General features: G+C 38.0%; 24 protein-coding genes. 20 read left to right on the top strand and 4 right to left on the bottom strand.

Annotated elements, in window-relative coordinates:
* The first annotated feature begins 31 nt into the window (after positions 1-31).
* From V7138_RS20870 to V7138_RS20830, 9 genes are all read left to right on the top strand, one after another.
* Complete coding sequence (locus V7138_RS20870; RefSeq protein ID WP_335401154.1) at positions 32-778, top strand: PepSY domain-containing protein; 747 nt, start codon at positions 32-34, stop codon at positions 776-778.
* A 108-nt stretch (positions 779-886) separates the two neighbouring features.
* On the top strand, positions 887-1,504 hold the full coding sequence (locus V7138_RS20865) for a PepSY domain-containing protein (protein WP_335401152.1): 618 nt from the start codon (positions 887-889) through the stop codon (positions 1,502-1,504).
* A gap of 173 nt (positions 1,505-1,677) precedes the next feature.
* A complete protein-coding gene (locus tag V7138_RS20860) occupies positions 1,678-2,094 on the top strand; it encodes a DUF1284 domain-containing protein (RefSeq protein ID WP_335401150.1) in 417 nt (138 codons plus the stop codon).
* Positions 2,095-2,285: 191 nt separating this feature from the next.
* Positions 2,286-2,777 carry an RNA polymerase sigma factor gene (locus V7138_RS20855; RefSeq protein ID WP_335401149.1) on the top strand — a complete coding sequence of 164 codons (492 nt, stop codon included), beginning with the start codon at positions 2,286-2,288 and terminating at the stop codon, positions 2,775-2,777.
* Positions 2,770-3,348: a hypothetical protein gene (locus tag V7138_RS20850; protein ID WP_335401147.1), complete on the top strand. Its 579-nt coding sequence runs from the start codon at positions 2,770-2,772 to the stop codon at positions 3,346-3,348. Before V7138_RS20855 ends, V7138_RS20850 begins: the two co-directional genes overlap by 8 nt.
* Complete coding sequence (locus V7138_RS20845) at positions 3,345-4,085, top strand: hypothetical protein (protein ID WP_335401146.1); 741 nt, start codon at positions 3,345-3,347, stop codon at positions 4,083-4,085. The genes V7138_RS20850 and V7138_RS20845 overlap by 4 nt, the downstream gene beginning before the upstream one ends.
* Before the next feature lie 134 nt (positions 4,086-4,219).
* Positions 4,220-4,681, top strand: a complete 462-nt coding sequence (locus V7138_RS20840) for a MarR family winged helix-turn-helix transcriptional regulator (RefSeq protein WP_335401144.1) — start codon at positions 4,220-4,222, stop codon at positions 4,679-4,681.
* Positions 4,682-4,683: 2 nt separating this feature from the next.
* Complete coding sequence (locus V7138_RS20835; protein WP_335401142.1) at positions 4,684-7,824, top strand: MMPL family transporter; 3,141 nt, start codon at positions 4,684-4,686, stop codon at positions 7,822-7,824.
* A 129-nt stretch (positions 7,825-7,953) separates the two neighbouring features.
* Positions 7,954-9,012 (top strand): peroxiredoxin family protein, encoded by a 1,059-nt coding sequence (locus V7138_RS20830; protein ID WP_335401140.1) that lies wholly within the window; start codon positions 7,954-7,956, stop codon positions 9,010-9,012.
* A 15-nt stretch (positions 9,013-9,027) separates the two neighbouring features.
* Here V7138_RS20830 and V7138_RS20825 read toward each other — a convergent pair whose 3' ends face one another.
* Positions 9,028-9,612, bottom strand: a complete 585-nt coding sequence (locus tag V7138_RS20825) for a DUF1836 domain-containing protein (protein WP_335401138.1) — start codon at positions 9,610-9,612, stop codon at positions 9,028-9,030.
* A 163-nt stretch (positions 9,613-9,775) separates the two neighbouring features.
* Here V7138_RS20825 and V7138_RS20820 point away from each other — a divergent pair, with 163 nt between their 5' ends.
* The 3 genes from V7138_RS20820 to V7138_RS20810 all read left to right on the top strand — a co-directional run bounded on the left by V7138_RS20820 (position 9,776) and on the right by V7138_RS20810 (position 12,363).
* Complete coding sequence (locus V7138_RS20820; protein ID WP_335401136.1) at positions 9,776-10,453, top strand: SGNH/GDSL hydrolase family protein; 678 nt, start codon at positions 9,776-9,778, stop codon at positions 10,451-10,453.
* Positions 10,454-10,593: 140 nt separating this feature from the next.
* Positions 10,594-11,172, top strand: coding sequence for a peptide deformylase (def, locus tag V7138_RS20815; protein WP_335401134.1), 579 nt, complete (start codon positions 10,594-10,596; stop codon positions 11,170-11,172).
* A gap of 18 nt (positions 11,173-11,190) precedes the next feature.
* On the top strand, positions 11,191-12,363 hold the full coding sequence (locus V7138_RS20810; protein WP_335401132.1) for a MalY/PatB family protein: 1,173 nt from the start codon (positions 11,191-11,193) through the stop codon (positions 12,361-12,363).
* 25 nt (positions 12,364-12,388) lie between these two features.
* On the opposite strand, the gene V7138_RS20805 is transcribed toward V7138_RS20810, so the two are convergent.
* Positions 12,389-12,817 carry a DUF4064 domain-containing protein gene (locus V7138_RS20805; protein ID WP_335401131.1) on the bottom strand — a complete coding sequence of 143 codons (429 nt, stop codon included), beginning with the start codon at positions 12,815-12,817 and terminating at the stop codon, positions 12,389-12,391.
* Between the two features lie 366 nt (positions 12,818-13,183).
* On the opposite strand from V7138_RS20805, the gene V7138_RS20800 reads away from it, so the two are divergent.
* From V7138_RS20800 to V7138_RS20785, 4 genes are all read left to right on the top strand, one after another.
* Positions 13,184-14,191 (top strand): TAXI family TRAP transporter solute-binding subunit, encoded by a 1,008-nt coding sequence (locus tag V7138_RS20800; protein ID WP_335401129.1) that lies wholly within the window; start codon positions 13,184-13,186, stop codon positions 14,189-14,191.
* A gap of 128 nt (positions 14,192-14,319) precedes the next feature.
* On the top strand, positions 14,320-16,296 hold the full coding sequence (locus V7138_RS20795; protein WP_438824391.1) for a TRAP transporter permease: 1,977 nt from the start codon (positions 14,320-14,322) through the stop codon (positions 16,294-16,296).
* A gap of 173 nt (positions 16,297-16,469) precedes the next feature.
* Positions 16,470-17,849, top strand: coding sequence for an aspartate aminotransferase family protein (locus V7138_RS20790; protein ID WP_335401372.1), 1,380 nt, complete (start codon positions 16,470-16,472; stop codon positions 17,847-17,849).
* Between the two features lie 5 nt (positions 17,850-17,854).
* Complete coding sequence (locus V7138_RS20785) at positions 17,855-18,703, top strand: MurR/RpiR family transcriptional regulator (protein WP_335401126.1); 849 nt, start codon at positions 17,855-17,857, stop codon at positions 18,701-18,703.
* 26 nt (positions 18,704-18,729) lie between these two features.
* Here the strand turns inward: V7138_RS20785 and V7138_RS20780 are convergent, their stop codons facing one another.
* Both V7138_RS20780 and V7138_RS20775 read right to left on the bottom strand, forming a co-directional pair.
* Positions 18,730-19,737, bottom strand: a complete 1,008-nt coding sequence (locus V7138_RS20780; protein WP_335401124.1) for a DUF3231 family protein — start codon at positions 19,735-19,737, stop codon at positions 18,730-18,732.
* Between the two features lie 85 nt (positions 19,738-19,822).
* A complete protein-coding gene (locus V7138_RS20775) occupies positions 19,823-20,311 on the bottom strand; it encodes a hypothetical protein (RefSeq protein WP_335401122.1) in 489 nt (162 codons plus the stop codon).
* A gap of 175 nt (positions 20,312-20,486) precedes the next feature.
* Here V7138_RS20775 and V7138_RS20770 point away from each other — a divergent pair, with 175 nt between their 5' ends.
* The 4 genes from V7138_RS20770 (at position 20,487) to V7138_RS20755 (ending at position 25,198) form a co-directional block, all read left to right on the top strand.
* Positions 20,487-21,092: an alpha/beta hydrolase gene (locus V7138_RS20770; RefSeq protein WP_335401120.1), complete on the top strand. Its 606-nt coding sequence runs from the start codon at positions 20,487-20,489 to the stop codon at positions 21,090-21,092.
* A 120-nt stretch (positions 21,093-21,212) separates the two neighbouring features.
* On the top strand, positions 21,213-22,937 hold the full coding sequence (locus tag V7138_RS20765) for a spore germination protein (RefSeq protein ID WP_335401118.1): 1,725 nt from the start codon (positions 21,213-21,215) through the stop codon (positions 22,935-22,937).
* Positions 22,885-23,991 (top strand): GerAB/ArcD/ProY family transporter, encoded by a 1,107-nt coding sequence (locus tag V7138_RS20760; RefSeq protein ID WP_335401117.1) that lies wholly within the window; start codon positions 22,885-22,887, stop codon positions 23,989-23,991. The genes V7138_RS20765 and V7138_RS20760 overlap by 53 nt, the downstream gene beginning before the upstream one ends.
* Positions 23,972-25,198, top strand: coding sequence for a Ger(x)C family spore germination protein (locus V7138_RS20755; RefSeq protein ID WP_335401115.1), 1,227 nt, complete (start codon positions 23,972-23,974; stop codon positions 25,196-25,198). The genes V7138_RS20760 and V7138_RS20755 overlap by 20 nt, the downstream gene beginning before the upstream one ends.
* Positions 25,199-25,210: the final 12 nt, after the last annotated feature.

Genomic DNA, 25,210 nt, shown 5'->3' with positions numbered 1-25,210 from the left:
TAGAAACAAAGAAAATGATGGAGTGAGTGCAATGAGAAAAAGAACCCTTCGAAATAGTCTTATTGCTGCAGGAGGTATTCTGCTTACAGCAATTGTCATTTGGCAGCTTACTAAAAGCTATACGTCTGCAGAGCCTTTGTCAGAAAGTGATGCGATTAACCTCGTGGAAAAAATGTATAACGGTAAGGATACGGAAGTAAGCCAAGAAGGGGACGTTTATCAAATAAAATTTAAGATTGATTCTGGCATGTATAAAATTGACGTCCACCGCAAAACGGGTGATATTACGAATCTGACAAAGCTTTCCCAGGAACCACAGGAAAAAACAGAGGACGAGATTCGGGAAATTGTATCAAACGAGCAAACAGGTGAAATCAAAACAATTGAAAAGAAAATGGAACAAGAACAACCCTATTATTATGCAACCGTCATAAAAGGCGATACAGAATCAACGTATAAATTACGTGCAAACACAGGCGAGATTGTGGATGTTGTCCAGAATGAAAAGCAGCCGCAGACTCCACCCGAAACAAATCCAGCTACACCCAAACCAACTAAACCAAAGCCACCAATTGAAACTGTACAACGAATTACGGAGCAACAGGCAATTGAGCTTGCAATAAAACATGTAGCGGGTGTTGTTGATGACGTTGAATTTGAAGAGGAAGGCGGACAGTATTATTATTTTGTCGAAATCGAAACAAATCAAGGTGAAGAAAAAATTGTTCAGATTCATCCGATCTCAGGTGAGGTCATCACGATTGTTCTTGAGGACTAATTCTTAGAAAAACTCATTTGGTTCTCATCAAATTCTCATTTTATTATCTGAGTTTCCTCATTTTCATTGTCTATGATAAAGATAGTTCAAATAAAGGAGGAAACAAAAATGAAGAAAAAACTTGTAGTACTAGGAATTGTTGGAGCAGTCGTATTAGGAGGAGCTGTAGGTGTCGGTGCAATTGCAAAGGAAGCAGAGATTTCACACGCAAAAGCAATAGAAATTGCGACACAAGAGGTAAAGGGGTCACAAGTTGAAGAAATAGAGCTTGAACGTGAGAATGGAGAGCTAGTTTACGAAGTAGAGCTTGAAGGAAAGCAAGATGACGATATAGAGGTTAAAGTCAATGCAACAACTGGTAAAGTGGTAAGAGTTGATGATGGTCACGATGATGATAACGTTGCTAAGGTTGCAGTCAATACAGCGACTGTTAAAGAGGTAAGAAATGATGATCGCAATGACGATGATGACGATCAAAAACTATCTCAAACAACTGCAGCAGCAGTGAAAATTTCAAAAGAACAAGCCATTTCAATTGCTACAAAGGACACTCCAGGTAAAATCGTGAAAATTGAACTAGATGATGACCTCTACTATGAAATCGAAATGATTCATGAAGGAAAAGAAGCTGAATTTGAAATTTCTGCAGTCGACGGTAAAATCTTGAAAAAAGAAATTGATGACCGCGATGACGATGATCATGATGACAATGACGACCGAGACTAATAAAAGATGAGGCCAGGACGAACCTGACCTCATTTTTTTACATATTTTCTTCAAATACATCGGTTACATCGTGTGGTCCGTATGTCTGATTTGATGGAATGACAGGGGTAGATTTTATGAAAAAATATATGTAAACTATAAAATAATTAAAGTTAACAAAAAGAGGTGTTCCTATGTATAAACTGCGCGGCCATCATTTATTTTGTCTATTGGGGTACCGGGGAATGGGCTATTCCCAGGAGTATGTGGAAAATATGACGATTGTCCACCAAACCCTTAGAAAGAACCCGAAGACACTCGTTCAGATTGTAAAAGGGCCAGATCATTTATGTGAAAAATACCCAAACAACGGAAAATACCATTGTGAAGATGCCTCCATTTATGAAAGGGATGCTCTTATTCTTGAAAAAATCGGACTTCGAATTGGAAAAGTTTTAAGATGGGAGGACATCGAATCACGAATCCGCAAATATGTTGTCCCATCAGATATTCAAACAGTCTGTGAATCTTGTTCATGGCGTGCCTATGGCGTTTGTGAAGAAGGGGTACAAGAAATACTTGATGGAAAAGGACTGCGGGAAGTCAATTAATAGGTATTCGTTCCGTTAGTGATAAGAATGATCCCAGCATGAGACAATGTCCCATGCTTTTTTGCATTTACAGAAATCAATCCTTGGCTTAAGCTTTGAGTGATTACATAATTTCAATAAATCTGTAACAAAAGCGATACTCAAGGTACTAATACAATGAAAGTCAAAAATAAACAGATAGGGAGAGAAAAATGGAGCTAGAGGAGCTATATAAAGAAGTGCAACCACGAATATATGCTTTTTTCTTTATCAAAACCTCTAGCAGGGAGGTTGCAGAGGACTTAACACAGGAGGTTTTCTATGAAGCACTTAAAAGCAAGCATACCTTTTCACAGCAATCAACAATCCAGACGTGGTTATTCTCCATTGCCAAAAATCGACTATTAAAACATTATCGAACAAAAAAATATAAGAATCAGCTAAACGACATGCTTAAAAAGGAAACTGGAGAATCAATGTCACCGGAGGAGGAAGTGCTTAAAAAGGAAACGAAACAAAACCTAATTAATTTTATTAATCGGTTAGATGATGTATCAAAAGAAGTTGTAACATTAAGAATCTACGGGGAATTATCATTTAAAGAGATTGGAAGCTTGCTTGGAAAAAGTGAAAACTTTGCTAGAGTTACATTTCATAGGGCAAAACTCAAGCTTTATAAGGAAATGGAGGGATATCATGGATAAACGTAAACAAGCCATCATTGAAGATTTGCTTCCGCTATACAATGAAGGGCTGCTAAGTGAAGAAACGACGACTTGGCTGGAGGAACAGATACAGGATAACAATGAACTCCAAAAGCTCGTGGATCAAACAACAACTCCACTCGTAAAGGAAGAAATTAATTCTCCTGTTCAGCACGATAAAATGATCACAAACATTAAAAGAAGACTCGCGCTTTATCAACTAATTTTTGTTGGGCTGTCCTTTTTCCTTGCTATACAGACATCCATGCTCAATGATAGCTTTGGATTTATTCTATGGTATACGGTACTTGGATTACTTACGTATCTGTTTTATAAGGATATGAAAATTGTCTTTTACATTTCTTTTATCCCCATCTTTATTTGGTCAATTAGTGGAAATATAAGTGATTATATGAGTGGGGACATAGTTGGCGCAGTATCCTTCGGACCATTTTTACTGCAATCAATTATCGGATCCATTTTGGTAACCTTGCTTCATTATGTATTTGCTTTTATCGGGAGCATGATTGGATTCTTATATATAAAAATAAGGACTGGTGATGATAAATGAAGAAGCGAAGAATAATTTATAGCGTGATTCTTGGACTGCTCGTTTTGTTTGTCCTATATCTCTATAACGAAACGAATGGAAATCCGGTTAGTAAGTTTTTTTCAACAAAAGTACTGGAAAATTATTTAGAGGAAACATATCCAGATCGCGAGTTCCGGATTGAAGAAGGATTCTATAATTTTAAGTTTTCAACCTATGATTATAATGTAATAGAAATTGGTGCTGCCGCCCCGAATGAAAACGGGCCAAAGTCATATGAATTTACCGTGAGAGGGTTAATACAGCCCTCTGTATTGCTAGACTCCATTTACACTGAGAATTTAGATCAGCCGTTAATGGAAAAATTAAGTGAGGAAGCTCAAAAGGAAATAACATCTTTATTGAAACAATCCGTTCCAAACGTGAAAGGGATGGGAGTTGCCTTAGAGGTTCAAAAAGGTGCTTATGACATGAATACAACATGGAGCAAGGATATGAAACTAGAAAAGCCATTGAGCATGCATATTGTGTTGGATTCAACACAATCAACAAGGGAAGATGTTCTAACGGAGTCCCAAGTCATTCAAAAGGTTCTCAATGACAATAACTATGCCTACAGCGATGTCACCATTAACGGAAACATCATTGATGACACTAATGCGGAATATGTAAAAGATGAAAATGGATATGTAAAGTATTACGTTTCGTTTGAAAGGGACACAGTCATGGAGTTAAAGGATATTGAAGTACTTGAATAAGGAAAAATAAGTCGACATCTCTCGTTTTTAGAGAGATGTTTTTTATTGACTTTTAGACTGGTGCAAATTATAGTTAACAATGTTAATAGTTAAAGGACTTAACTATTAATTTTATTACGTGAGGTGATAGCAAATTGTCTAAAACGAACATTAAGGAATTAGTTGATACTTATATAGACGTTTCATTTTCTGTTAATACCATTGCTGAGTCTCTTGTGAGGGATCAAATTGGAAGTGACCTTACAAATGAACAGCATTATACCCTTCGCTACATAAATAAAGCAGGCTTATGTACGTCTACTGAACTTGCAGATGTTTTTGAAGTGAAAAAGAGTGCAATCACGGCAATTATTAATCGTCTTTACGAAAAAGGGTTAATCCAAAGAACGCGCGATGAAAATGACCGAAGACTTGTTTATTTAACATTATCGGATAAAGGAAATCGATTGTACGCGAAGACGGAGGAGCGGGTTCATAAGCTTGTCGAATCGATCATTGGGGAATTTTCAGAAGAGGAAATTGTTCAATTTTTAAAAACCTATGAAAAGCTTAATGGGATTCTACAACAAATTAAAATCAACAAGGTGGTGGATTAAGCATGAATTTTATCATAAAGCGGAAATGGTTTGTCCTTATCGCATGGATTGTCGTTGTAGCTGGATTGTTTCTTGCAGCTCCAAATATGGCGGACCTTGTTCGGGAAAAGGGTCAGATCACTGTTCCGGACGAATATTCGTCCTCCATTGCTGGAAAAATCTTAAACGATGCCCAATCTCAAGAAGGCGGAGGGAATGAAACACAGGTCGCACTCGTGTTTCACGATGAAAAAAAGCTAACAGAAGATGAAATAAAGGAAGCTGAACGGGCAATCCGACTTCTCGAGGAAAAGAAGGACAAAATTGGAATAACCGAAATCCTGACTCATTTTAATGAAGAGACATTAAAGGAGCAGCTTGTTTCCAAGGATGGAAAATCCATTCTTGCTTCAGTAACAGTTAGCTGGAATGACCGTGAACCGAAAGAGGTTGGCGAGGCTTTATATCAAGCAATTGAAGATGTGAAGGTTGACCACTATTACACCAGTGAATGGCTAATAAGTGAAGACCTTGTAACAAGTTCTCAAGAAGGCCTGAAAAAGACAGAAGGTATTACTGTAGTCTTTATTCTTGTCGTTCTTTTACTTGTCTTTAGATCTTTAATAGCACCTATTATTCCACTTGTAACAGTAGGGTTTGCTTATCTTGCCTCACAATCTATTGTTGCGATGCTGGTTGATAAACTTGACTTCCCGATATCGACCTATACACAGATTTTCTTAGTTGCGGTGTTATTTGGAATTGGAACGGACTACTGTATCTTGCTATTAAGTCGTTTTAAAGAGGAACTTTCACAAAGGGAGAGTTTAACTGAAACGATTATTGAAACGTATAAAAACGCAGGACGCACCGTTCTTTTTAGCGGTATTGCGGTTATGATTGGTTTTGCAGCAATTGGATTTTCACAATTCATTTTATATCAATCTGCAGTTGCAGTGGCGGTAGGGGTAGCGCTATTATTAGGGGCATTATTTACAGTCGTTCCATTCTTTATGGCCGTATTAGGGAAAAAATTATTCTGGCCATCTAAGAAGAATTTGGAACACGGGGACAGTAAGATTTGGGAATTGGCAGGTCGATTTTCATTAGGCCGTCCACTCTTATCTCTATTAGTAGTTGCAGCAATCGTTACGCCATTTTTAGTTGTGTATGATGGTGAGCTATCTTATAACTCATTAGAGGAATTAAGTGGAGATGTGAATTCAATCAAGGCTTTCAATGCGATTGCAGGGAGCTTCGGACCCGGTGAATCCATGCCAACGCAAATCGTTGTGAAAAATGATGAGGCCATGGACTCTACCGAATATATCGAACTAACAGAAAAAATCAGTCAAGAAATTGAAAAAGTAGACTTAGTTGACACAGTCCGCTCAGTCACTAGACCAACCGGTGAACCAATTGAAGATTTATTTGTCGCGAACCAAGCCAAGACTCTTGAGGAAGGTCTGGGAGAAGGAAAAGATGGACTCTCTCAAATTAAGGAAGGTTTAGAGGAGGCAGGCAGCGAGCTTGCAAAATCAGAACCTGAGCTTCAAACAGCAACAGATGGAATTGGTGAATTAATCACAGGTACAAATCAAGTTAAATCAGGACTTACCGAAATCCAAACGAACCTATCAAAAATCGAGTCTGGCATCCGTAGCGGGACAGCTGGAATTGATACAATGATTGCTGAGGTGGATAAGGCAAAAGCCGGTGCAGAAGAATTATTAAACTATTATAATACGAAATTATTAGTTGGGTATAAAGAGACCCAAGGTGGTATTGCAGGTTTACAAACTGGCTACAAAGGGATAGCAGATGCTCTGCAAAAATTAACTGCTGGTGTAAACCAACTAAATGAAGGTGGCTTTGCTTATTTAGAAGGCTATTACAAAAATGCAGAAACGGGCCAAAGTATTGCTGTTGATGAAGTATATCAAGGTATGAAGCAATCCTTACAGGGGATCCCGCAATTATCAGCAGGAATTCAAGAATTAAATGGACACCTTTCAGCTGTGAATGCAGGCATGATCCAAGCCAATACTGGTTTCGAACAATTGCTGAAAGAGCAGGCAGCCCTTCCAGCGGGTCTTGAACAGCTGATTGCAGGTCTCGAAGAACTCAAAGGTGGTCTTCTTCAAGCGGCAAATGGGCAAGGAAAAATTGTGCAAGGAATGCCACAAATTACTAACGGCTTAACGGGCATTAATGATGGTCAAAAGCAGCTGCTAGATGGCTTTGGAAGTCTGGGTGGTCAAATTACTCAATTAACAGATGGACTCAATCAAAGTGCAGAAGGACTTGGCCAGGTTTCAGATGGTTTAGGATCAGCACAAGAGTATTTATCAGATCTTTCTAGTTCTGAAGATTTGAATGCTTTCTACATGCCGAAAGAAGTACTTGAAAGTGATGAATTCTTACAGGTCCTTGATGTTTACATGTCAAAAGACCATAAAATCATGACATTGGATGTTATTTTTGAGGCAAACCCATATTCAAATGAAGCAATGGCACAGATTGATGAAATCAATGCAGCAGTTGAAAGAGCGACAAAAGGTACAAAGCTTGAAAATGCAGATGTAGCCCTTGGCGGTATCACAAGCACGAATACTGATTTAAGCAAAATGTCCGAGCAAGATTATTCTCGAACAATCGTCTTGATGTTTATCGGAATTGCGCTCATTCTAATATTCTTGTTCCGTTCAATCATCATGCCAATCTACATCATAGGTTCATTAATTTTAACGTATTACACATCAATGGCAATCAATGAAGTCATTTTTGTTAATATTCTCGGATATACCGGAATTAGCTGGGCCGTTCCATTCTTTGGATTTGTAATCCTCGTCGCACTTGGAGTAGACTACAGTATCTTCTTGATGGACCGGTTTAACGAATATCGCGATATTTCTGTGACAGAGGCAATGCTTCTTTCTATGAAGAAAATGGGAACTGTTATTATTTCAGCTGCCATTATTCTAGGAGGAACATTTGCCGCAATGATGCCTTCTGGAATGCTATCCTTGCTTCAGATTGCGTCAATCACACTTGTTGGACTCATGCTGTACGCGTTTGTGATTTTGCCATTATTTATTCCAGTAATGGTCAAAAACTTTGGCATTGCCAACTGGTGGCCGTTCAAACGACCGACAAATGAATAAAAATGGGCTCCTTCTTGCAGGGGGCCTTATTTTTTTAGTTGAATTGATTGTGGAATGAGTTTACTGTCACTAAACGTTTTTAATCATTACATAGTATAATAATTGTACTAAACACTGTGGAGGACAAACATGCATTTCATACAAATCGGCTCATTAGCGATCATGACAAAATGGGTCATCCTTGGAATTGGATTAGTAGTAGGGCTTCTTGTGTTACGAGTTTGGTCCGCAAAAACACAATCGAAGGATACGACCCAAACAATACTTAACCTACTAACTAATGGTATCTTCATTGGTTTTATAGCGTGGAAAGGGAGTTTGCTATTTCTTGAACCAAAACTCGTACTAAAAAGTCCAATGTCATTACTGTACTTCACCGGGGGTACGAAAGGATTTGTGATTGCTTTAATCCTTACAATCCTCTATTTGCTGCACCACTTGAAAAGGCGTACAATTCCCTCTGCTCTCCTTGTTCGTTCAATACTTATAGTAGGTCTCGCAGCTTTAATAATGTATGATTTACTCTTCTTATTTTGGATTCGAGAAGATGCAGCTCTCCATTTTGTAATAGCGATGAGTGCATTCTTTCTTATATTGTTGACATTCTATTATAGAGGACAACAGAAAAAGGAAGTGTTTCATTTGATTAAAAAGGCAGCACTCATCGTTGGATTAACAGGGCTTGTGGTGTGGACAGTCCATAGCAATATTTCATACGCAACCCCTAACGAAGAAGCAAAAGCAGAAGAACATGAAGTCGGGATCGCTGAAGGTCAACTGGCACCGGATTTTACACTTAAAACGATAAGTGGAGAAGAAATGATGCTTTCGGATTTTAGAGGGAAGAAGGTCATTTTAAACTTTTGGGCGAGCTGGTGCCCACCTTGTAAAGCCGAAATGCCTCATATGCAAGAATTTTATGTAGAAAATAAAGATTCCAATGCAGTCCTCTTATCCGTTAACCTAACAACAGCAGAGAAAAAGAGTTCGGATGTAGCAAAGTTTGTAGAGGATTACGCGCTCACCTTTCCAGTCATGCTTGATGAAACAGGAAATATTGGGCAAATCTATCAAGCCCACGCCATTCCAACGAGCTATTTAATTGATTCCAGAGGAATAGTGCGGAAAAAAATTGTGGGACCGATGGATAAAGAAATGATGAATGGGTTAATTAATAGTGTGAAGTAAAGAAAAGTGATCGGCTCACTTTTCTTTTTTTTCACCTTGTTCAATGATTAACTCATCTACCAATGTTTCAGCTGCACGACGGTAAAATTGACTAACGGTTATAAAGGAGAGAATAAGAAGCACTTTTTTCAGTTGTTCATCCTCATCAGAACCCATTACTTCCGAAACATCCTTTATTTTTGTATCAAGATCCTCTTTAAATTCAGCCGTGTTTTTTTTATATAGAGCAAGATAGCTTTTATAAAATTCCTCTAGGTGAAACTCCCCATCATTCATTGTTCTATCATTGATACCATGAAGGGTTGCCTTAATATCATTGATGGATAGTCCACTTTTAAGTTGATAAATCATGCTTAATAATAGCAAGTGATTTCTAGAATATTTTTTGTTTTTTATCAGGATTAATAGCTTACCTTTTGCGTAATTATTGATCATCGTTTTCGTGAGTATTTTTTCGTCTTCATTTCTCTTAGAAGAATTAAACGTATTTTCAAAGAGTTGGATGACCTGGTCCATATATAGATCGATTTGTGGAATATCCTCTAAAAAAATATTCTTATCAATTTCTAAAACATTAAGTAAATCCTTATCAATCTCCACTGTAACAACCTCATTTTTCCGGTTTTATTTGTGTTTAGTTTACCCTAAAACCACTTTGATGTAAAACTTGACTATATGTTGAAATGCATATATGATTATATGTAGTAATCAAAACCGCATAATGTGGTAATTCGAATAAATTAATGATGAAGCGGTGATAAATATGAAAATTATATGCTTTGGTGATAGCTTAACGAGAGGTGTTTCTTTTGTAAAAGGTCGAATGCGAATATTAAAAGAAAATTACCCTGCCTTTTTACAGCAATTTGCTTCTGATCATTTTACGGTTATGAATAAAGGTGTTTTTAATGACAACTCGGACCTCTTATTAACCCGCGTTGAAAAAGATGTGATTGCCGAACATCCGGATTACGTCATTATTAATATTGGCGGCAACGACTGCAATTTTAAATGGGATGAAGTAGCTGAAAAACCTGAGGCTGAGCATCAACCAATCGTTCCCATTGAACGTTATATTGAAAACATAAAACAATTGATTAATAGAATACAAGAAACAAATGGCACTCCGATTTTGATGACTTTGCCACCACTCGACCCTGTTCGATATTACAAAATGCTTGCTAAGACATACGGAAGTTCAATCAGTCATTGGATCAGTCTTCAAGGAGGAATTGAGCACTGGCATGGTCTATATAATCGCAGCTTGAACAGCCTAGCTGAGCAATTAAATGTGCTAAAGATTGATGTGCGTTCGGCTATGAAACAATCCGGGGACTTAAATGAATTTATTAGTGATGATGGCATTCATTTGACAAGTGATGGCTACAAAACAATGAGTAATGAAGTTTTCAGTTCTTTAGTAAAAAATGCAACGATTTGAAATGCCTCCAGTTTTGGGGGCATTTTTCTTTTGATAAAGAATACAACCTGATATTAGTGAAAAACTGTATATCAATGGACATAAACTTTAGGGAAAGATAAGATAAATACATGAAAAAGAGAAAAGGTAGATGAGAAAGAATGTACTATAAATCTGATTACATTATTACAATGAAGGATATTGTCCGGGAGGGGGCGCCGATTTTAGCTCAAAAAACGGATGAGGTTCCTGTACCACTCTCGGAAGAGGACAAAGAATCTCTCATTAGCATGATGAATTATTTAAAAAATAGCCAAGACCCAGAACTTGCAAAAAAATACGGTTTACGTCCTGGGGTAGGATTGTCTGCGAACCAAGTCGGTCTTAATAAGCGAATGTTTGTCACTTATTTTACGGACTTTGATGACAAATTATTTGAGTATTATATAGTGAATCCGAAAATTATCAGCCATTCTGTTTCGATGACCTATTTGCCGGAAGGAGAAGGCTGTCTTTCTGTTGACCGCCCGGTTGAAGGCTATGTCCCGAGATATGAAAAAATTAAAATAAAAGCATACGATATTAATGGACAAGAAATTTCACTACGCTTAAAAGGGTATGCTTCAATTGTCTTTCAGCATGAATTCGATCATCTGAACGGAATCATGTTTTACGATCATATCAACAAAGAACATCCATTTAAGCTTCCTGAAAATGCAGCAATCAAAAGTCTTTACTAAGTTAATGGAGGGGTTGGCTTGAAGTATAATTTTGATGAATCGATTAGTCGTTTAAATACGAACTCGGTGAAATGGGATGAGGTAGAAAACTTATTTGGTGACAAAGAGATTCTCCCGATGTGGGTGGCTGATATGGATTTTAAAGCTCCCCAGCCAGTCATTGATGCCCTACATAAGAGAGTCGAACATGGGATTTATGGATATACAATCAGACCAAATTCCTATTATGAAGCAACCGTAGGGTGGATGAAGCGTCGTCATAATTGGACAATAGAAAAGGAATGGATTTGTTTTACACCAGGCGTCGTCCCCGCACTAGGCATTATTGTTCAAAACTTTACAAATCAAGAAGATAAAATTTTGATTCAGCCACCTGTTTATTACCCCTTTATGAATGTGATTGAAAAGAATGGCAGGGAAATTGTCAATAATCCTTTACGATTTGAAAATGACCGTTATTATATGGATTTTGATGATCTTGAAAAAAAGATGGATCCATCTGTAAAAATGATCATTATCTCAAATCCACATAATCCTGTCGGTCGTGTATGGACAAAGGACGAACTAACAAAACTAGGGGAAATTTGTTTGAAGCACAATATCCTTGTCGTTTCAGATGAAATTCATTCTGACCTTGTCTATGAAGGAAATGTTCATACGCCGTTTGCATCAATATCAAAGGAATTTGCCCAAATTTCCATCACGTGCACTGCACCAAGCAAAACCTTTAATCTTGCAGGTTTGCAAACATCTAATATCATTATTCCAAACGAAGAACTTCGTGAAAGCTTTAATAAAGCACTCGAAGATCGTTTTATAGGTATGACCAATACATTTGGAGTAACGGCTTTAATTGCTGCCTATGAGGAAGGTGATGAATGGCTTGACCAGCTCCTTGTATATTTAAAAGAAAATCTTGAATTTCTAAAAAAATATATCAAGACTACGATACCAGAGGTAAAAGTGATCGAACCAGATGCCACATACCTCGTTTGGCTGGATTGCCGTGAACTTGGTTTGGAAGCAAAGCAGCTGGAAGAAGTCATCCAAAAACAAGGGAAAGTCGCTTTTGATGAAGGATACATATTTGGAAAAGAAGGAGATGGCTTTACAAGGATCAACATCGCTTGCCCAAGATCACTTTTAGAAGAAGGATTAAAGCGGTTTAGTCAAGCACTAAAAAAAGCTTGAAGGCAAAACCTTCAAGCTTTTTTGGTTAATATTCCGGATTGAATGTTTCCTTTTGCTTTCGAACGAGACAAAGGATACCTGCGACTAAGTAAAGGATGCTTGAGATGATTGAGATCAAGACTGTTGCAAGTGCGCTGAGTACAGCTACGATAATTAAAATAATACCAGCAGCCTTTGGGTGTTTGTCACCTTTTAGAAGAACGAGCGATACAATCCCAAGAATAATAGCTAGAATCCCCACAATCACGAAATACCAGCCGCCAGCAACTATCATATCAGTCAAGAATCCCATATCTGTACCTTCAAGAGCTGGATCTTGAGCAGCAATATTCTCCATTTCCTGCGTAAATGCATTATCTTCACTTAGGCCAATAAACATAAATCCAAACACACTAATCAATGCAAAAAAACATGCTCCAATAATCGTTAACACAATTTCTCCAGTACGTTTCATAAGTTGTTTTCCCCCTCGTAAAAAATGTTTCTTTTTGATTGTACTATACAGTATATAGTTTGCAATCAGATTTTTTCCTAAACCTCTCCAAATTTGGAATTAATGTATTTACGTAAAGGTAAGGAAAAAGGTTTCAATAATACGAAAAATTATCTATATATTTCACGACTATCATATATGTATTTAAACGTATTATTTCATATACATTAAATGAATATTAAAAATATTTTGCAAACCACAAACAAATTGTGTTAACCTAATACTGTAGGTTTTATGGTAAATCTACCATATTAATCCAAATAAGTGTTTGGTAGGAAACCTCAATTACGAGGGTCTACATAAAAAAGAATAATAGGGGGAATGCAAATGCTTAGGAAGTACTCATTTCTTACTTTGCTATTAGCATTGGTTTTAGTCATTGCAGCTTGTAGCAGTGATAACACGAATGGTGAGGACAAGGATGATGTAGGAAAAGATAGCGGCGATAAAGGTACAGTCGATCTTCTCATGGGTACGGGTAGCCAAGGTGGTACCTATTTTCCACTTGGTGCAGAAATGGCGAATGTTTGGAATAAGAATATTGAAAGAGTTAACGTAACGTCGACAGAATCAGGTGCATCTGTAGAGAACCTCGCGAAAATATCAAATGGCGAGTTTGACCTTGGAATGACGGTTAATCTACCAGCATATGATGCGCTAAACGGTACAGGTGATTTTGAGGGGAAAAAGGTGGAGAACTTCGCATTTATTGGACATATCTACCCAGAGGTTCTTCAAATTATTACACGTGAAAGTACTGGTGTTGAGACAATCGCTGACCTAAAAGGAAAAAGAATTGCGATTGGACCTCCAGGAAGCGGAACGCAAGCGGCAACAAAGGCGGTATTAGCAGCCTATGGTATTAATGATGGGGATTATGACGCATACCAAGAAGGATTTGGTGACGCTAAGTCAAAGCTTCAGGATGGCACAATTGATGCTTCATTTGGACTATTAGGATTACCAGATGCTGGAGCCGACGAACTTCAAGCATCAGTAGGTGATGTAAAGTTCTTAGAGGTAACGGGCGATGAGCTAAAAGTGGTTGAGGAAAGCAGTGGTTACACAGGCTACACAATCAAGGCTGGGTCATACGAATGGTTAAAAGAGGATGTAAATGCTGTATCCGCATTTGCTGTTCTTGTTGCAAATACAGAAACTGTAGATGACGAGTTAGCATACCAGCTAGCCAAGGTAATGATTGAAAAAGCGAGTGAAAACACACATGCCCAGGCCGCACATATGACAAAAGAAAATGCGCTTAACGGACTAGGGGAATTACCAATTCATCCGGGTGCAGAAAAATATTATAAGGAAGTTGGAATACTAGATTAATAACCTTGGAAAAAGGGGCTGGACACTTTGTGTTTTGCCCTTTTTTCACCAATAAGTGAATGTTGGAGGTGGTGGAGGAGATGAAAGGTTTTTTCAAAAAGGGTAAAAGAGCTTCAGATGAGTTAACTATGCATAATGATCATCGGTCAGAAGATGAAAATCTATCAACTGATGAAATTCTAGAAAAATATGACCGGGAAAGTACGTATCGAAGAAACCTAGGAAAGTTTACTTGGGTAGTTCTCACAATTGCAGTTTTATTAACATTATTTCATTTATACACTGGTTACCGTGGTTCCTTTGAGGCACGCATACAAGGCCCTATTCATTTGGGAACCGCACTGTGTTTAATTTTTTTACTATATCCAGCCAAAAAAGGCTTACAGCGAAAACAAAAAGGAGTACCGTGGTACGATGCTGTTTTAGCAGCCATTTCCTTATGTGTTGGATATTATAATGTCTTCTTTTATGAAGAGTTAGTTACAGAAAGGATTGTATTTGGGTATACAACGCCAGATTACATCGTAGCAACTCTTGGTATTTTACTCGTATTAGAGGCTACTCGAAGATGTGTTGGTTTACCAATTGTCATCGTTGCGAGTGTGGCAATTCTGTATGCTTTATATGGAAATTTGATTCCAACAAAACTGTTTGCCCATCGCGGATTTTCATGGAGTACACTTGCAAGTGATTTGTATTTAACAACTAAAGGGATCTATAGTACCCCAATTCAAGTTTCATCGACTTTTATTTTCTTATTCCTGCTTTTCGGTGTCATCTTAATTCGAACGCAGATTGGCCAATTTTTTAATGATCTTGCCTATGCGTTAACCGGGCGTTATACAGGTGGCCAAGCAAAAGCTGCGGTTGTTTCAAGTGCCCTTCAAGGAATGGTTTCGGGAAGCTCTGTTGCCAACACAGTAGGGTCAGGTGCATTTACCATTCCGATGATGAGGAAGGCTGGTTATACACCTGAATTCGCTGCAGCAACAGAAGCTTCATCATCAACTGGTGGACAGATTATGCCACCAATCATGGGAGCAGCCGCCTTTATAATGGCATCCTATACAAACATTCCTTATAGCCAAATCATGATTGCTGCTATTATACCTGCAATCCTATATTTCTTAGGCGTATTTTTAGCTGTACATTATGAATCAAAGAAACTGGGCATTATTGGGGTTTCTAAGAACCTATTGCCGAGTTTAAGAGACTTAATGGTTAAACAAGGCTATTTATTACTACCTATTATTGTCATTTTCTATGCGCTTGCAATTGGGCGCACGCCGATGAGAGCCGCTTTGCTTGCTATTCTAATTGCATTTTTAGTGAGTCTAATTAAAAAAGAAACACGTTTATCCTTATGGGGAATGATCAAAACTTTGGAAGAAGGAGCGAGAGTTGCATTACCAGTCATTGCGGCCTGTGCTTCAGCGGGTATTATCGTTGGTGTTGTTGTTCAAACTGGACTTGGAGGTAGAATTGCAGATGGCATTATCGAGTTGGGTGCAGGTAGTTTATTACTAACCTTACTATTTACAATGATTGCTTGCCTCATTTTAGGTATGGGATTGCCAACAACAGCAAACTATGTTGTAACAGCAACACTCGCTGCTCCAGCATTAATTCAAGGATTGGACGTTCCGGTATTAGCCGCCCATATGTTTGTGTTTTATTTCGGAATTGTCGCTGATATTACTCCGCCTGTTTGCTTAGCTGCCTACGCCGCTGCTGGATTGGCAAAAGCAAATCCATTTAAGACGGGTGTAACCGCTACGAAGCAAGCAACCGCGGCTTATATCATTCCATTTATATTTGTGATAAATCCACAGCTGCTTTTACTTAACTACGAAGTTCCGTTCTTAACAATCTCTGTTATTACAGCGATTATTGGAATGTTAGGTGTAAGTACTGCAATGGTGGGATACTTTATAAGGAAAACCTTTATCTGGGAACGAGTTATTCTCTTTGCTGGAGGGCTTTGTTTAATTTCACCTGATATCTATCTAGGATTAGTAGGTATTGCAGCTATAGTTGCTGTATTATTCATTCAATCACGACGACCAAAAGAGCATATTCAAAGGCCAACGGTGTCACTTAATTAATTGAGCACGGTTACCACCCTTTTTTAGGAAAGGGTGGTTTTTTACTATTTTTGTCGAACAAAAAGTTTAGTGTTGTCTATTTACTTCCAAGCTTGTCCCGTTCTATAATGAAATATATATTTCATAAATAAATACTATGAAACACTAATTTCAAAGGGGTGTTTGGATTGACAATGTTTCAATCTAACCAAGGGCTTATCACAGAAAAAACAATTGGATCGGCAAATTATTTTTCCATTGCAAAATCGGTCATTCCCGGAGGAGTATCTGCAAACATTAAGTACTTTTCACCACATCCAATTTTTATGGAAAAAGGAAAGGGGAGCCGGTTAGTTGATGTAGATGGAAATGAATATATTGATTATTTATTATGCTATGGAGCTCTTCTGCTTGGCCACGGCCACCCAGAGGTTACGGCTGCTGTTTTTCATCAATTGACAACAGCAGGAACAGCGGTTTTTGGGGCGCCGCATGTGTTAGAGGTGGAAATGGCAAATAAACTAATCGAGTATTTTCCAGGAATTGAAATGGTTCGCTATACGAATTCTGGATTAGAGGCTACATTATTAGCAATTCGATTAGCACAAGCTTATACAGGAAAAACAACCATCGCAAAATTTGAGGGCCATTATCATGGAGGCTATAATGAGGTATTGGTAAGTGTTAATCCGACCATCGATGAAGCGGGTGATGAGAAGAGGCCGAACCCTGTACCGGAATCGAAAGGGATCTCAACACATTATGTCGAAAATACTGTTATTCTCCCTTTTAACGATTTAGAATCAACAGCTCAGCTCCTGCGCCAATATGAGGATGAAATGGCAGCAATCATTATTGAACCAATTCAAGGTGGTTTTATCCCAGCCGAACAGAGTTTTATGGATGGACTTCGAAAACTTACAAAAGAGCTGGGAATACTATTAATCTTTGACGAGGTTAAGACTGGATTTCGCTTAACTTTAGGAGGGGCACAATCTATTTATGGAATAAAACCAGACCTTACTGCTTTAGGAAAGGTTTTGGGTGGTGGTTTTCCAATTGGAGCAGTAGGTGGAAGCCAAGAAATCATGGAGATCATGGATCCTACAAAAGGCGGAGATATTTTATCGGCAGGTGGAAAGGCTACATTAAAAGATCAAGTGCTATTTCATAGTGGAACCTACAATGGACATCCGGTTGTATTAGCAGCTGGATTAGCCACCATCAAAGTCCTCGAAGGTGCAAATGTGTACCCGGAGTTAATCAAAAAAACAAATGATCTTCGTTCTAGCCTTGAAAAACTGTACCATTCATATGGGATTCCTATGCAGACTGTTGGAATGGGGAGTATTTTTAATATTGTGCACGCCAATCATCCGATCCGAAATTACCGTGATTTAGTTAAAGCAGATATGGAACTCCGTAAAAACATGGATCTTCAACTTTTAAAGCTTGGAATCTATACAAAGCCACTTAATCGCTACTCGATGTCTATTGTGCACACAGAAGAGGATATGAAAGAAACTGTTAATATGCATGAAAGGGCGATAAAGATTGTGAAAGGAATCGAATAAAAAATATGCAAGAGGTATACCAAATCATCACAAATAAATTGCCAGAAATGAGTAAGTCACAACGTAAAATTGCTAAGTATGTCTTGGGGCATACAGAATCTGTTCCATTTTTTACAGTAGGACAGCTTGCAAAAATGGCGGAGGTAAGTGAAGCAACCGTTGTTCGTTTTTCCACCTTTCTTGGGTATAGTGGATATCCAGAATGGCAAAAAGCGATGCAGGATTCTGTGAAAAGACAGCTCACGACAGTCGAACGTTTAAAAATTTCCGATGATATTTATGATTCAGAGGATAAAGCGGTTTACGAAATGTTTCAAGAGGAAATCAACCGAATTCAAAAAATGGCTGACCAATTTGACATAGTGGCTTTTCGTCAGGCTGTTCAGGCCATTATCGACGCAAAACGAATTTTTATTGTGGCCAATCGAAGTGCGGTCTCACTTGGTTCTTTCTTAGAGTTTTATTTGGATCTCTTGTTCGAAAATACAGAGTTAATTAGAAACCCGAATGGCATTTCCGAAAAAATGTTTCGAATAAATGAAGAGGATATAGTAATCGGACTTAGCTTTGCAAGGTATACGAAAAATACAATCGATGCAGTATCGTTTGCGAAAGACCGGGGGGCAAATGTCATTGCGATTACAGATACAATGTTTTCACCTTTGATACCTTACGCTGATATTACCCTCTGCTCTCCAAGTGAGATGCCGTCCTATATAGATTCTTTTGTTGCTCCGTTGAGTTTGGTGAATGCATTATTGACAGCAGTTGGTCGAAAGAAGCGGGCTGAAATTGAAAAGCATCTTACTAATTTAGAAGAAGTGTGGGATAGGTTTCAAATTTTCCATAAATAAACGACGAGCCTTAAGGAGCTTGTCGTTTATTTTTGAATGTTTCTTAGTTTATCTCGATTTATGTTTGAGGGCGGTTCCTGGATCCAACCTCGTTCAACAAGCATATTAAAGCCTTTCGCGGCATATAAGAAAATCTCACCGATTGTTTTTGAATAAAAAGCAACTAGATCTGCCCTCATTGATAATGCTTGGGCATGCCCGAGAAGGGTAATATCAATACCGTTCAGAGCATGGAAGAGCGTCAGAATAAGCCGATCAGAAAACGGGGAAACAGTTGAACTTGTTACTTCCATTGTGATGGATGTTGTCCCCATTAGATTTTCCTGTTTCAATAAATCATTAATATAGGTTATTTGCTTCTCTGAAATCTCTCTCCCTTGTTTGATAAATTCAAAGATTTCTTTATCTTGTACCACTTGTTGAAAGCCCATGCAAAGAACAATTGCGAAGTAATTTCGTTCAATATTAAAAAACATATCCGTGATTTCGACCACATTTAATGGTCTTTTGTCACCTATAAACTTGGTTAAATACGTTTTCTTTTTGATATACTCATTTTCTGTTGGATAGACGACCATGGGTGGCCGGTCATACATTCCTTTTTCAAGCATTAGCTGTGTAGCCTCATTATATTGATTCAATGCATCCGAGAGGCAATTTGAAAAAAAAGATCGAATATCTTCTCTAGCAGTATTTGATGTAATGAAACTAAAGTTAATCATGTTCATTCGACTCATTGCATAAACAAATGTAAGAGCAAATGGATCATAAAAGAGTGGTGGAGCAGATAAATTCAAATCCTCATCACCAAATTCATCGGGTATTGGGATTTTCTCTTCGGTAAAAAAGCCGTTAATAGCTTTTACTTGTCCATTATAGATTTCATAAGACTTTTTTAAGAGCGTTTTGATTTCTTCATCATGTAAATGGTGAAGAAAATATTTGATTAAACAAACGGTCATACTTCCCTGGATGAAGGTTGTCCATAATCCAGCGATCTCGGCACTAGATAAGCGAACCTTATGCTTGTCCATGAGGCCACCTCCTCAAACTTCATATAGAGTAGTATAGGTTAAATCATGAATTCTATTCTTTAGCAAACAGATGTCCAAAATCGATTTAACGATTCATTGAACGATACAATTGATCAAATTCCTCATTGATCAATTGTATTTCTTCAAAAGCTTTATCCGTCTTTTTGGGGTCACCCGTTGAAATTCCTTCAAGCTGCATATTCATAGCTTCCATGTATTTTTCAATGGTAGCCTGAACATGACTTCTTAGTTCATGTAAATTTTCATTGGTTGGTTGCTCATCGAGCTCAATTAAATTGAAAATGTACATGGCCTCTTCGTTCGCGATTTGCATCGTTTCAATGGCGGCCTCAAGTTCATCATCTTTTTTCATTTCGTCCAAAAGCATATCTAGCTCCTTATTGAGTTGGATAAATTTTTGTACATGGCTTTGAAGACTATCTAATAAAGCCTGATCCTTTTCAGAGAGATTCTGGTCAAGGGTGCTGTACAGTTTCGCTGCTGTCTTTGAATTTGAAGTGCATCCTAGTAACAACGCTAGTGAAATAAACAGAAAAATAATTTTACGACTCATACTGCCCCTCCTATACACGTATACAATAAGTTATGAAACTTGTCCTTGTTATATGTCATTTGACAAATAGAATAGAGTATATTATCTTGAAGTTAAGATACTTAAAATTATTCTATTGTTTTGAAGATGATTGGAAATAATAAAACAAGCATTTTGTTTTGGAGGGAATTAAATCATGAAGCATATTTTCCGTGAAGGTAAAGATAAAACCAAACCAATACTTTTGTTACTGCATGGCACAGGAGGAACCGAATCCGATCTATTGCCGTTGGCCCCACATATCGATGAAGATGCTTCAGTACTAAGCGTTCGTGGCAATGTATCTGAAAATGGCATGCCTCGCTTTTTCCGTCGCCTAGCTGAAGGAGTTTTCGATATAGAGGATCTGGTTTTACGAACAAAAGAATTAAATGAATTTCTCGATGAAGCAGCAACAAAGTATTCATTTGATCGAAACAATATAATCGCAATCGGATATTCGAATGGAGCCAATATTGCTGGAAGCCTATTGTTCCATTATAAGGATGCCTTAAAAGGAGCCATCCTTCATCATCCGATGGTGCCTAGACGTGGCATCGAATTACCAGACCTTAAGGGTACTCCTGTCTTTATCACTGCTGGTAAAAATGACCCAATCTGTCCTGCACAGGAAACCGTTGATCTTCAAGGCCTATTACAAAATGCAAATGCAAAGGTAGAGGTTCACTGGGAAAACAATGGTCATATGTTAACTGGAACCGAAGTTGCGGCAGCTGCGGAATGGTATAAAAAACATTTTTAATAATGATAAGTACAAAGACAGTTCTTTTTTGAGGAACTGTCTTTTTTCTGTATCAGAATAAATTTCCATTTATGGTGGAATATATTAAAAAATGTCTCCTTTGAAGAAAGAGGTATCGAAATGTCTTGGTCCACGATCAGAAGGAGTCCGAAACGAAGGTATAGTAAACCAAAAGACCAACCAGCTACGGATTCGAATGAAAAGAACATTCCACATCAATTGGTTGAAGAGCTACCGAAGGATCAATTAGGAGAGAACCTCGATGAAACGATAGAATTACTAAAAAATCTATTAGGGAAAAATGTTGATTTCTTTTATCGACAGTTTCAAATGTACGGTAAATATAGAGCGGCTATTGTTTATTTTTCAAGCTTAGTTGATAAAAACGTAATTAATAATGAGATTATGAGGCCGCTAATGCATGTTCCCATTTCAACTAAACTTGACAAGCTTTCACTTTTAAATATAAAGGATTTCATGCTGAACGAGACTATATTTCATTGTGAAACAAAAGCAGAAAATCATATCGAAAAAATCGTTAAAGCTCTCTTGAGTGGAGAAACCTTTGTATTTATTGACGGCGTAACTACCGGTATTCAATTTGCCGTTAAAAATGTCGAAAAACGTTCAATCTCCCAGCCGGAAACCGAACAGGTGATTTTGGGGCCTCGTGAGGGCTATATCGAATCGCTTTGGACAAATGTAGCGTTATTGCGTAATCGTTTAAAAACAGCTGATTTCCGAGTAGAAACGATGGAAATTGGTCGTTTGTCAAAATCAACGACAGCGATTTGTTACCTTGAAGGAATTGCAACCGAAGAATTAGTGAAAGAGGTTAAGGATCGATTAAGAAAAATTGATATAGATGCCGTCCTAGATGTAGGCTATATTGAACAATTTATTGAAGATAACCATATGTCTCCGTTTCCCCAGATCCAAAGTACGGAACGACCAGATAAAACAGTTGGTAATATTTTAGAAGGGAGAGTGGCAATCCTACTTGACGGGTCGCCCTTTGCACTCATTGCGCCAGTTGTATTTAATCAATTCTACCAAACCTTAGAGGACTATTCATCTAGATTTTTAATGGGTAGCTTTGTCCGTCTTGCACGAATGGTTGCGTTAGTCTTTTCATTAATTTTTCCATCGTTATATGTATCGTTTATCTCCTTTAACCCTGAGTTGCTTCCTACAGAGTTTGCTGTAGCTGTTGCTGGTGGACGCGCAGGTGTTCCCTTTCCAGCAGTGATCGAAGTGTTAATGATTGAGGTAGCCATGGAGATTCTTCGTGAAGCGACTGTAAGGTTGCCAAAACAAGTAGGGGGAGCCCTTTCCATTGTAGGAGTTCTTGTGATTGGACAAGCCGCAGTTGAAGCCGGAATTGCAAGTCCAATTACAGTAGTGGTGATTGCAATGACAACCATTGGTTCATTCGCAACGCCAGCATATGATGCAGCATTTGCCCTTCGGATGCTTCGATTTCCCATCGTGATTATGGCAGGATTTTTTGGACTTTATGGAGTTGTGATCGGCGTCATCTTTATTTTTAATCATATGCTCTCTTTAAAATCCTTTGGGGTCCCTTATATGAGCCCAGTCACACCTGGGAATTTTCAAGGATTAAAGGATGTCATCGTTCGTTCGCCATTTTCTTGGATGCCGAAAAGGCCAGCAATGTTACATCCCCAGAACTCAGAACGTTTAGGAAAGAAGGAAGAAGTAAAAAAAGCTCCAAATAACACATTGGATCCAATCAAGGTTGGAAATGAAAAATGGGAGGAGGAAAAGTCTAGTGGAATATCCACGCGAGATAACAGTCATTCAAGCAGTGACGATCCTAATTAGCACGATTATCGGAGTGGGTCTATTAGCACTTCCTCTTTTTGCGGTTCGTACAGCGGATACGGGCGCTCCTTTTGTAACATTAATGGGGATCGTTTTAGCATCAATTGGCCTTGGACTCATTACATTTTTAGGAATGCGCCACCCGCGTAAATCGATCATTCTGTATAGTGAAGATATTTTAGGAAAGTGGCTGGGAAAGGTTTGGAGCATCGCAATCATTCTCTTTTTTGCGGTATTAACCGGATTAACTTCACGTGAATTCGGTGCAGTTGTCATTACTGCGATACTAAAGCAAACGCCTTTAGAAGTAACTGTTATTGTTATGTTGATTCTGGCGGCACTATCTACAAGAAATGACATGAATGTGTTTGCCTATATTCATAATTTTTATGTGCCGTTTATTATAGCACCTGCATTAATCATCGTTGCTTTATCTTTAAAAAATGCAAATACCTTATACTTATTACCATTACTAGGTAATGATTCCGGGAACTATTTAGTTGGAGCGTTTACCATTGCCGCATTATTTCAAGGTTCATTTATATTTACAATGATTATTCCTTTTATGCGTTATCCTCAAAAAGCGCTAAAAGCGAGTATTTGGGGGATGGGAATAGCAGGTGGATTATATTTGTTAATTGTAATTGCAACTGTTGCGGTATTTGGTCCAGGTGAAATATTGAACCTGCTATGGCCAACTCTTGAATTAGCACGTACAACGTCAGTACCAGGAAATATTCTTCAGAGATTAGATATTGTTTTTTTATCTGTCTGGGTAATTGCAGTATTCACTACATTGCTTTCAAGTTATATGTTTACAGTTCATGCTATTAGCCAACTGGTTGGATTACGCGATCATAAAATGCTCTCCTTTTCTATCTTACCCATCGTCTTCATTATTGCAATGATTCCGCAAAATATTTTGCATTTATACGATGTTATTGAAATCTTTGGTAGATTAGGTTTGATTTTAACGGTCGGTTATCCCATGCTGTTACTTTGTGTCGACCTTATAAAGAAAAAGGTGAAAAAAAGTGGGAGTATCAAAGCATGATTGGAAAATAAAAATGATACTAATTGTTATTGTGCCAGCTCTGTTCTTAACTGGATGCTGGGATAGTAATGATATTGAGCAACGCGCGACAATATTGGCGATCTCAATTGATAAAGCTGCTGGTAGAGACGGAGAGGAACGCGAACAAATAACAAGCTTAGGTAACAAATTTCCAAGGCCAAAGGAAGGGTTAATTAAACTGAGTGCGCAAATCGCCGTTCCAGGAAGAATTCCATTAGGCCCACAGAGTGGGGGAGCAGGAGTAGACCAAAATCCAACATGGTTAATAAGTGTAGTGGGAAATACAATTGATGATGCAATAGCAGTGTTACAGCAGGAAGTAGCGGACAGACTTTTCTTTGGCCATCTGCGAATGATTGTCATAAGTGAGGAAGTGGCCAAGGATGGGGTAATAAGGTTTAATGATTATTTAAGACGAAATCCTGAGATTAGAAGAACTGCTTGGATGGTAGTTTCAAAAGGAGAAGCCATAAAATTCATGGAGGTGGCACCTAAGCTAGAGCGAGTTCCGCCTCTATATTTAGCTGCCATGGTTGAAAATGCTGTTGGATTAGGTACTTTTCCGGAAGATTTTATTGGCTTGTTTTGGACGAAACTTCAAAGCAAAGGACAAGATACTTTTCTTCCATATCTTGAATTAAGGAAAGAAGATAATATTCAAATTGCTGGATTAGCTTATTTTAGGGATGACCAAATGATAGGTAAAACAGAACCGGTTGAAATTGGGTTATTTATGGCTGTAACAGGAGAAAAAACAGGTGGGTATGAAGTGTTTGTTGATGTACCTGATTCTACCGCTAAAGTAATTGTAAGGGCAGAACACCGGAAGTCATCGATCAAACCAACGATTCGGAACGGAAAGCCACATGTAACTATAAAAATTCATTATGAAAGTATTATTGACGAAGGGGCAGTTAGAGTAGATTTAAATAATCCTGAAATTGTAAGAAAAATAGAAACGGAGGCCTCGAAGGGAGTTATTGAAGGAACTACTAAATTAATTCATAAAATGCAGGCTGACCAATCAGATATTTTTGGATTTGGTGAATATTTTCGAGCAAAACAACCTGGCTTTTGGAATAAAGAAATCCAAACAAAAGAGAAATGGCGTGAAGTATTCAAGGATTTATCTTTTGATATTCAATGTACGACAAAAATTAGACGAGTAGGTACAAAGGCTAAATAACCTCTAAAAGGA

Source organism: Bacillus sp. JJ1533 (assembly GCF_036965045.1).
Taxonomy (GTDB): domain Bacteria; phylum Bacillota; class Bacilli; order Bacillales; family Bacillaceae_L; genus Ferdinandcohnia.
Note: the sequence above shows the minus strand (reverse complement) of the source record. Positions and strands in the feature narration are given on the sequence as shown.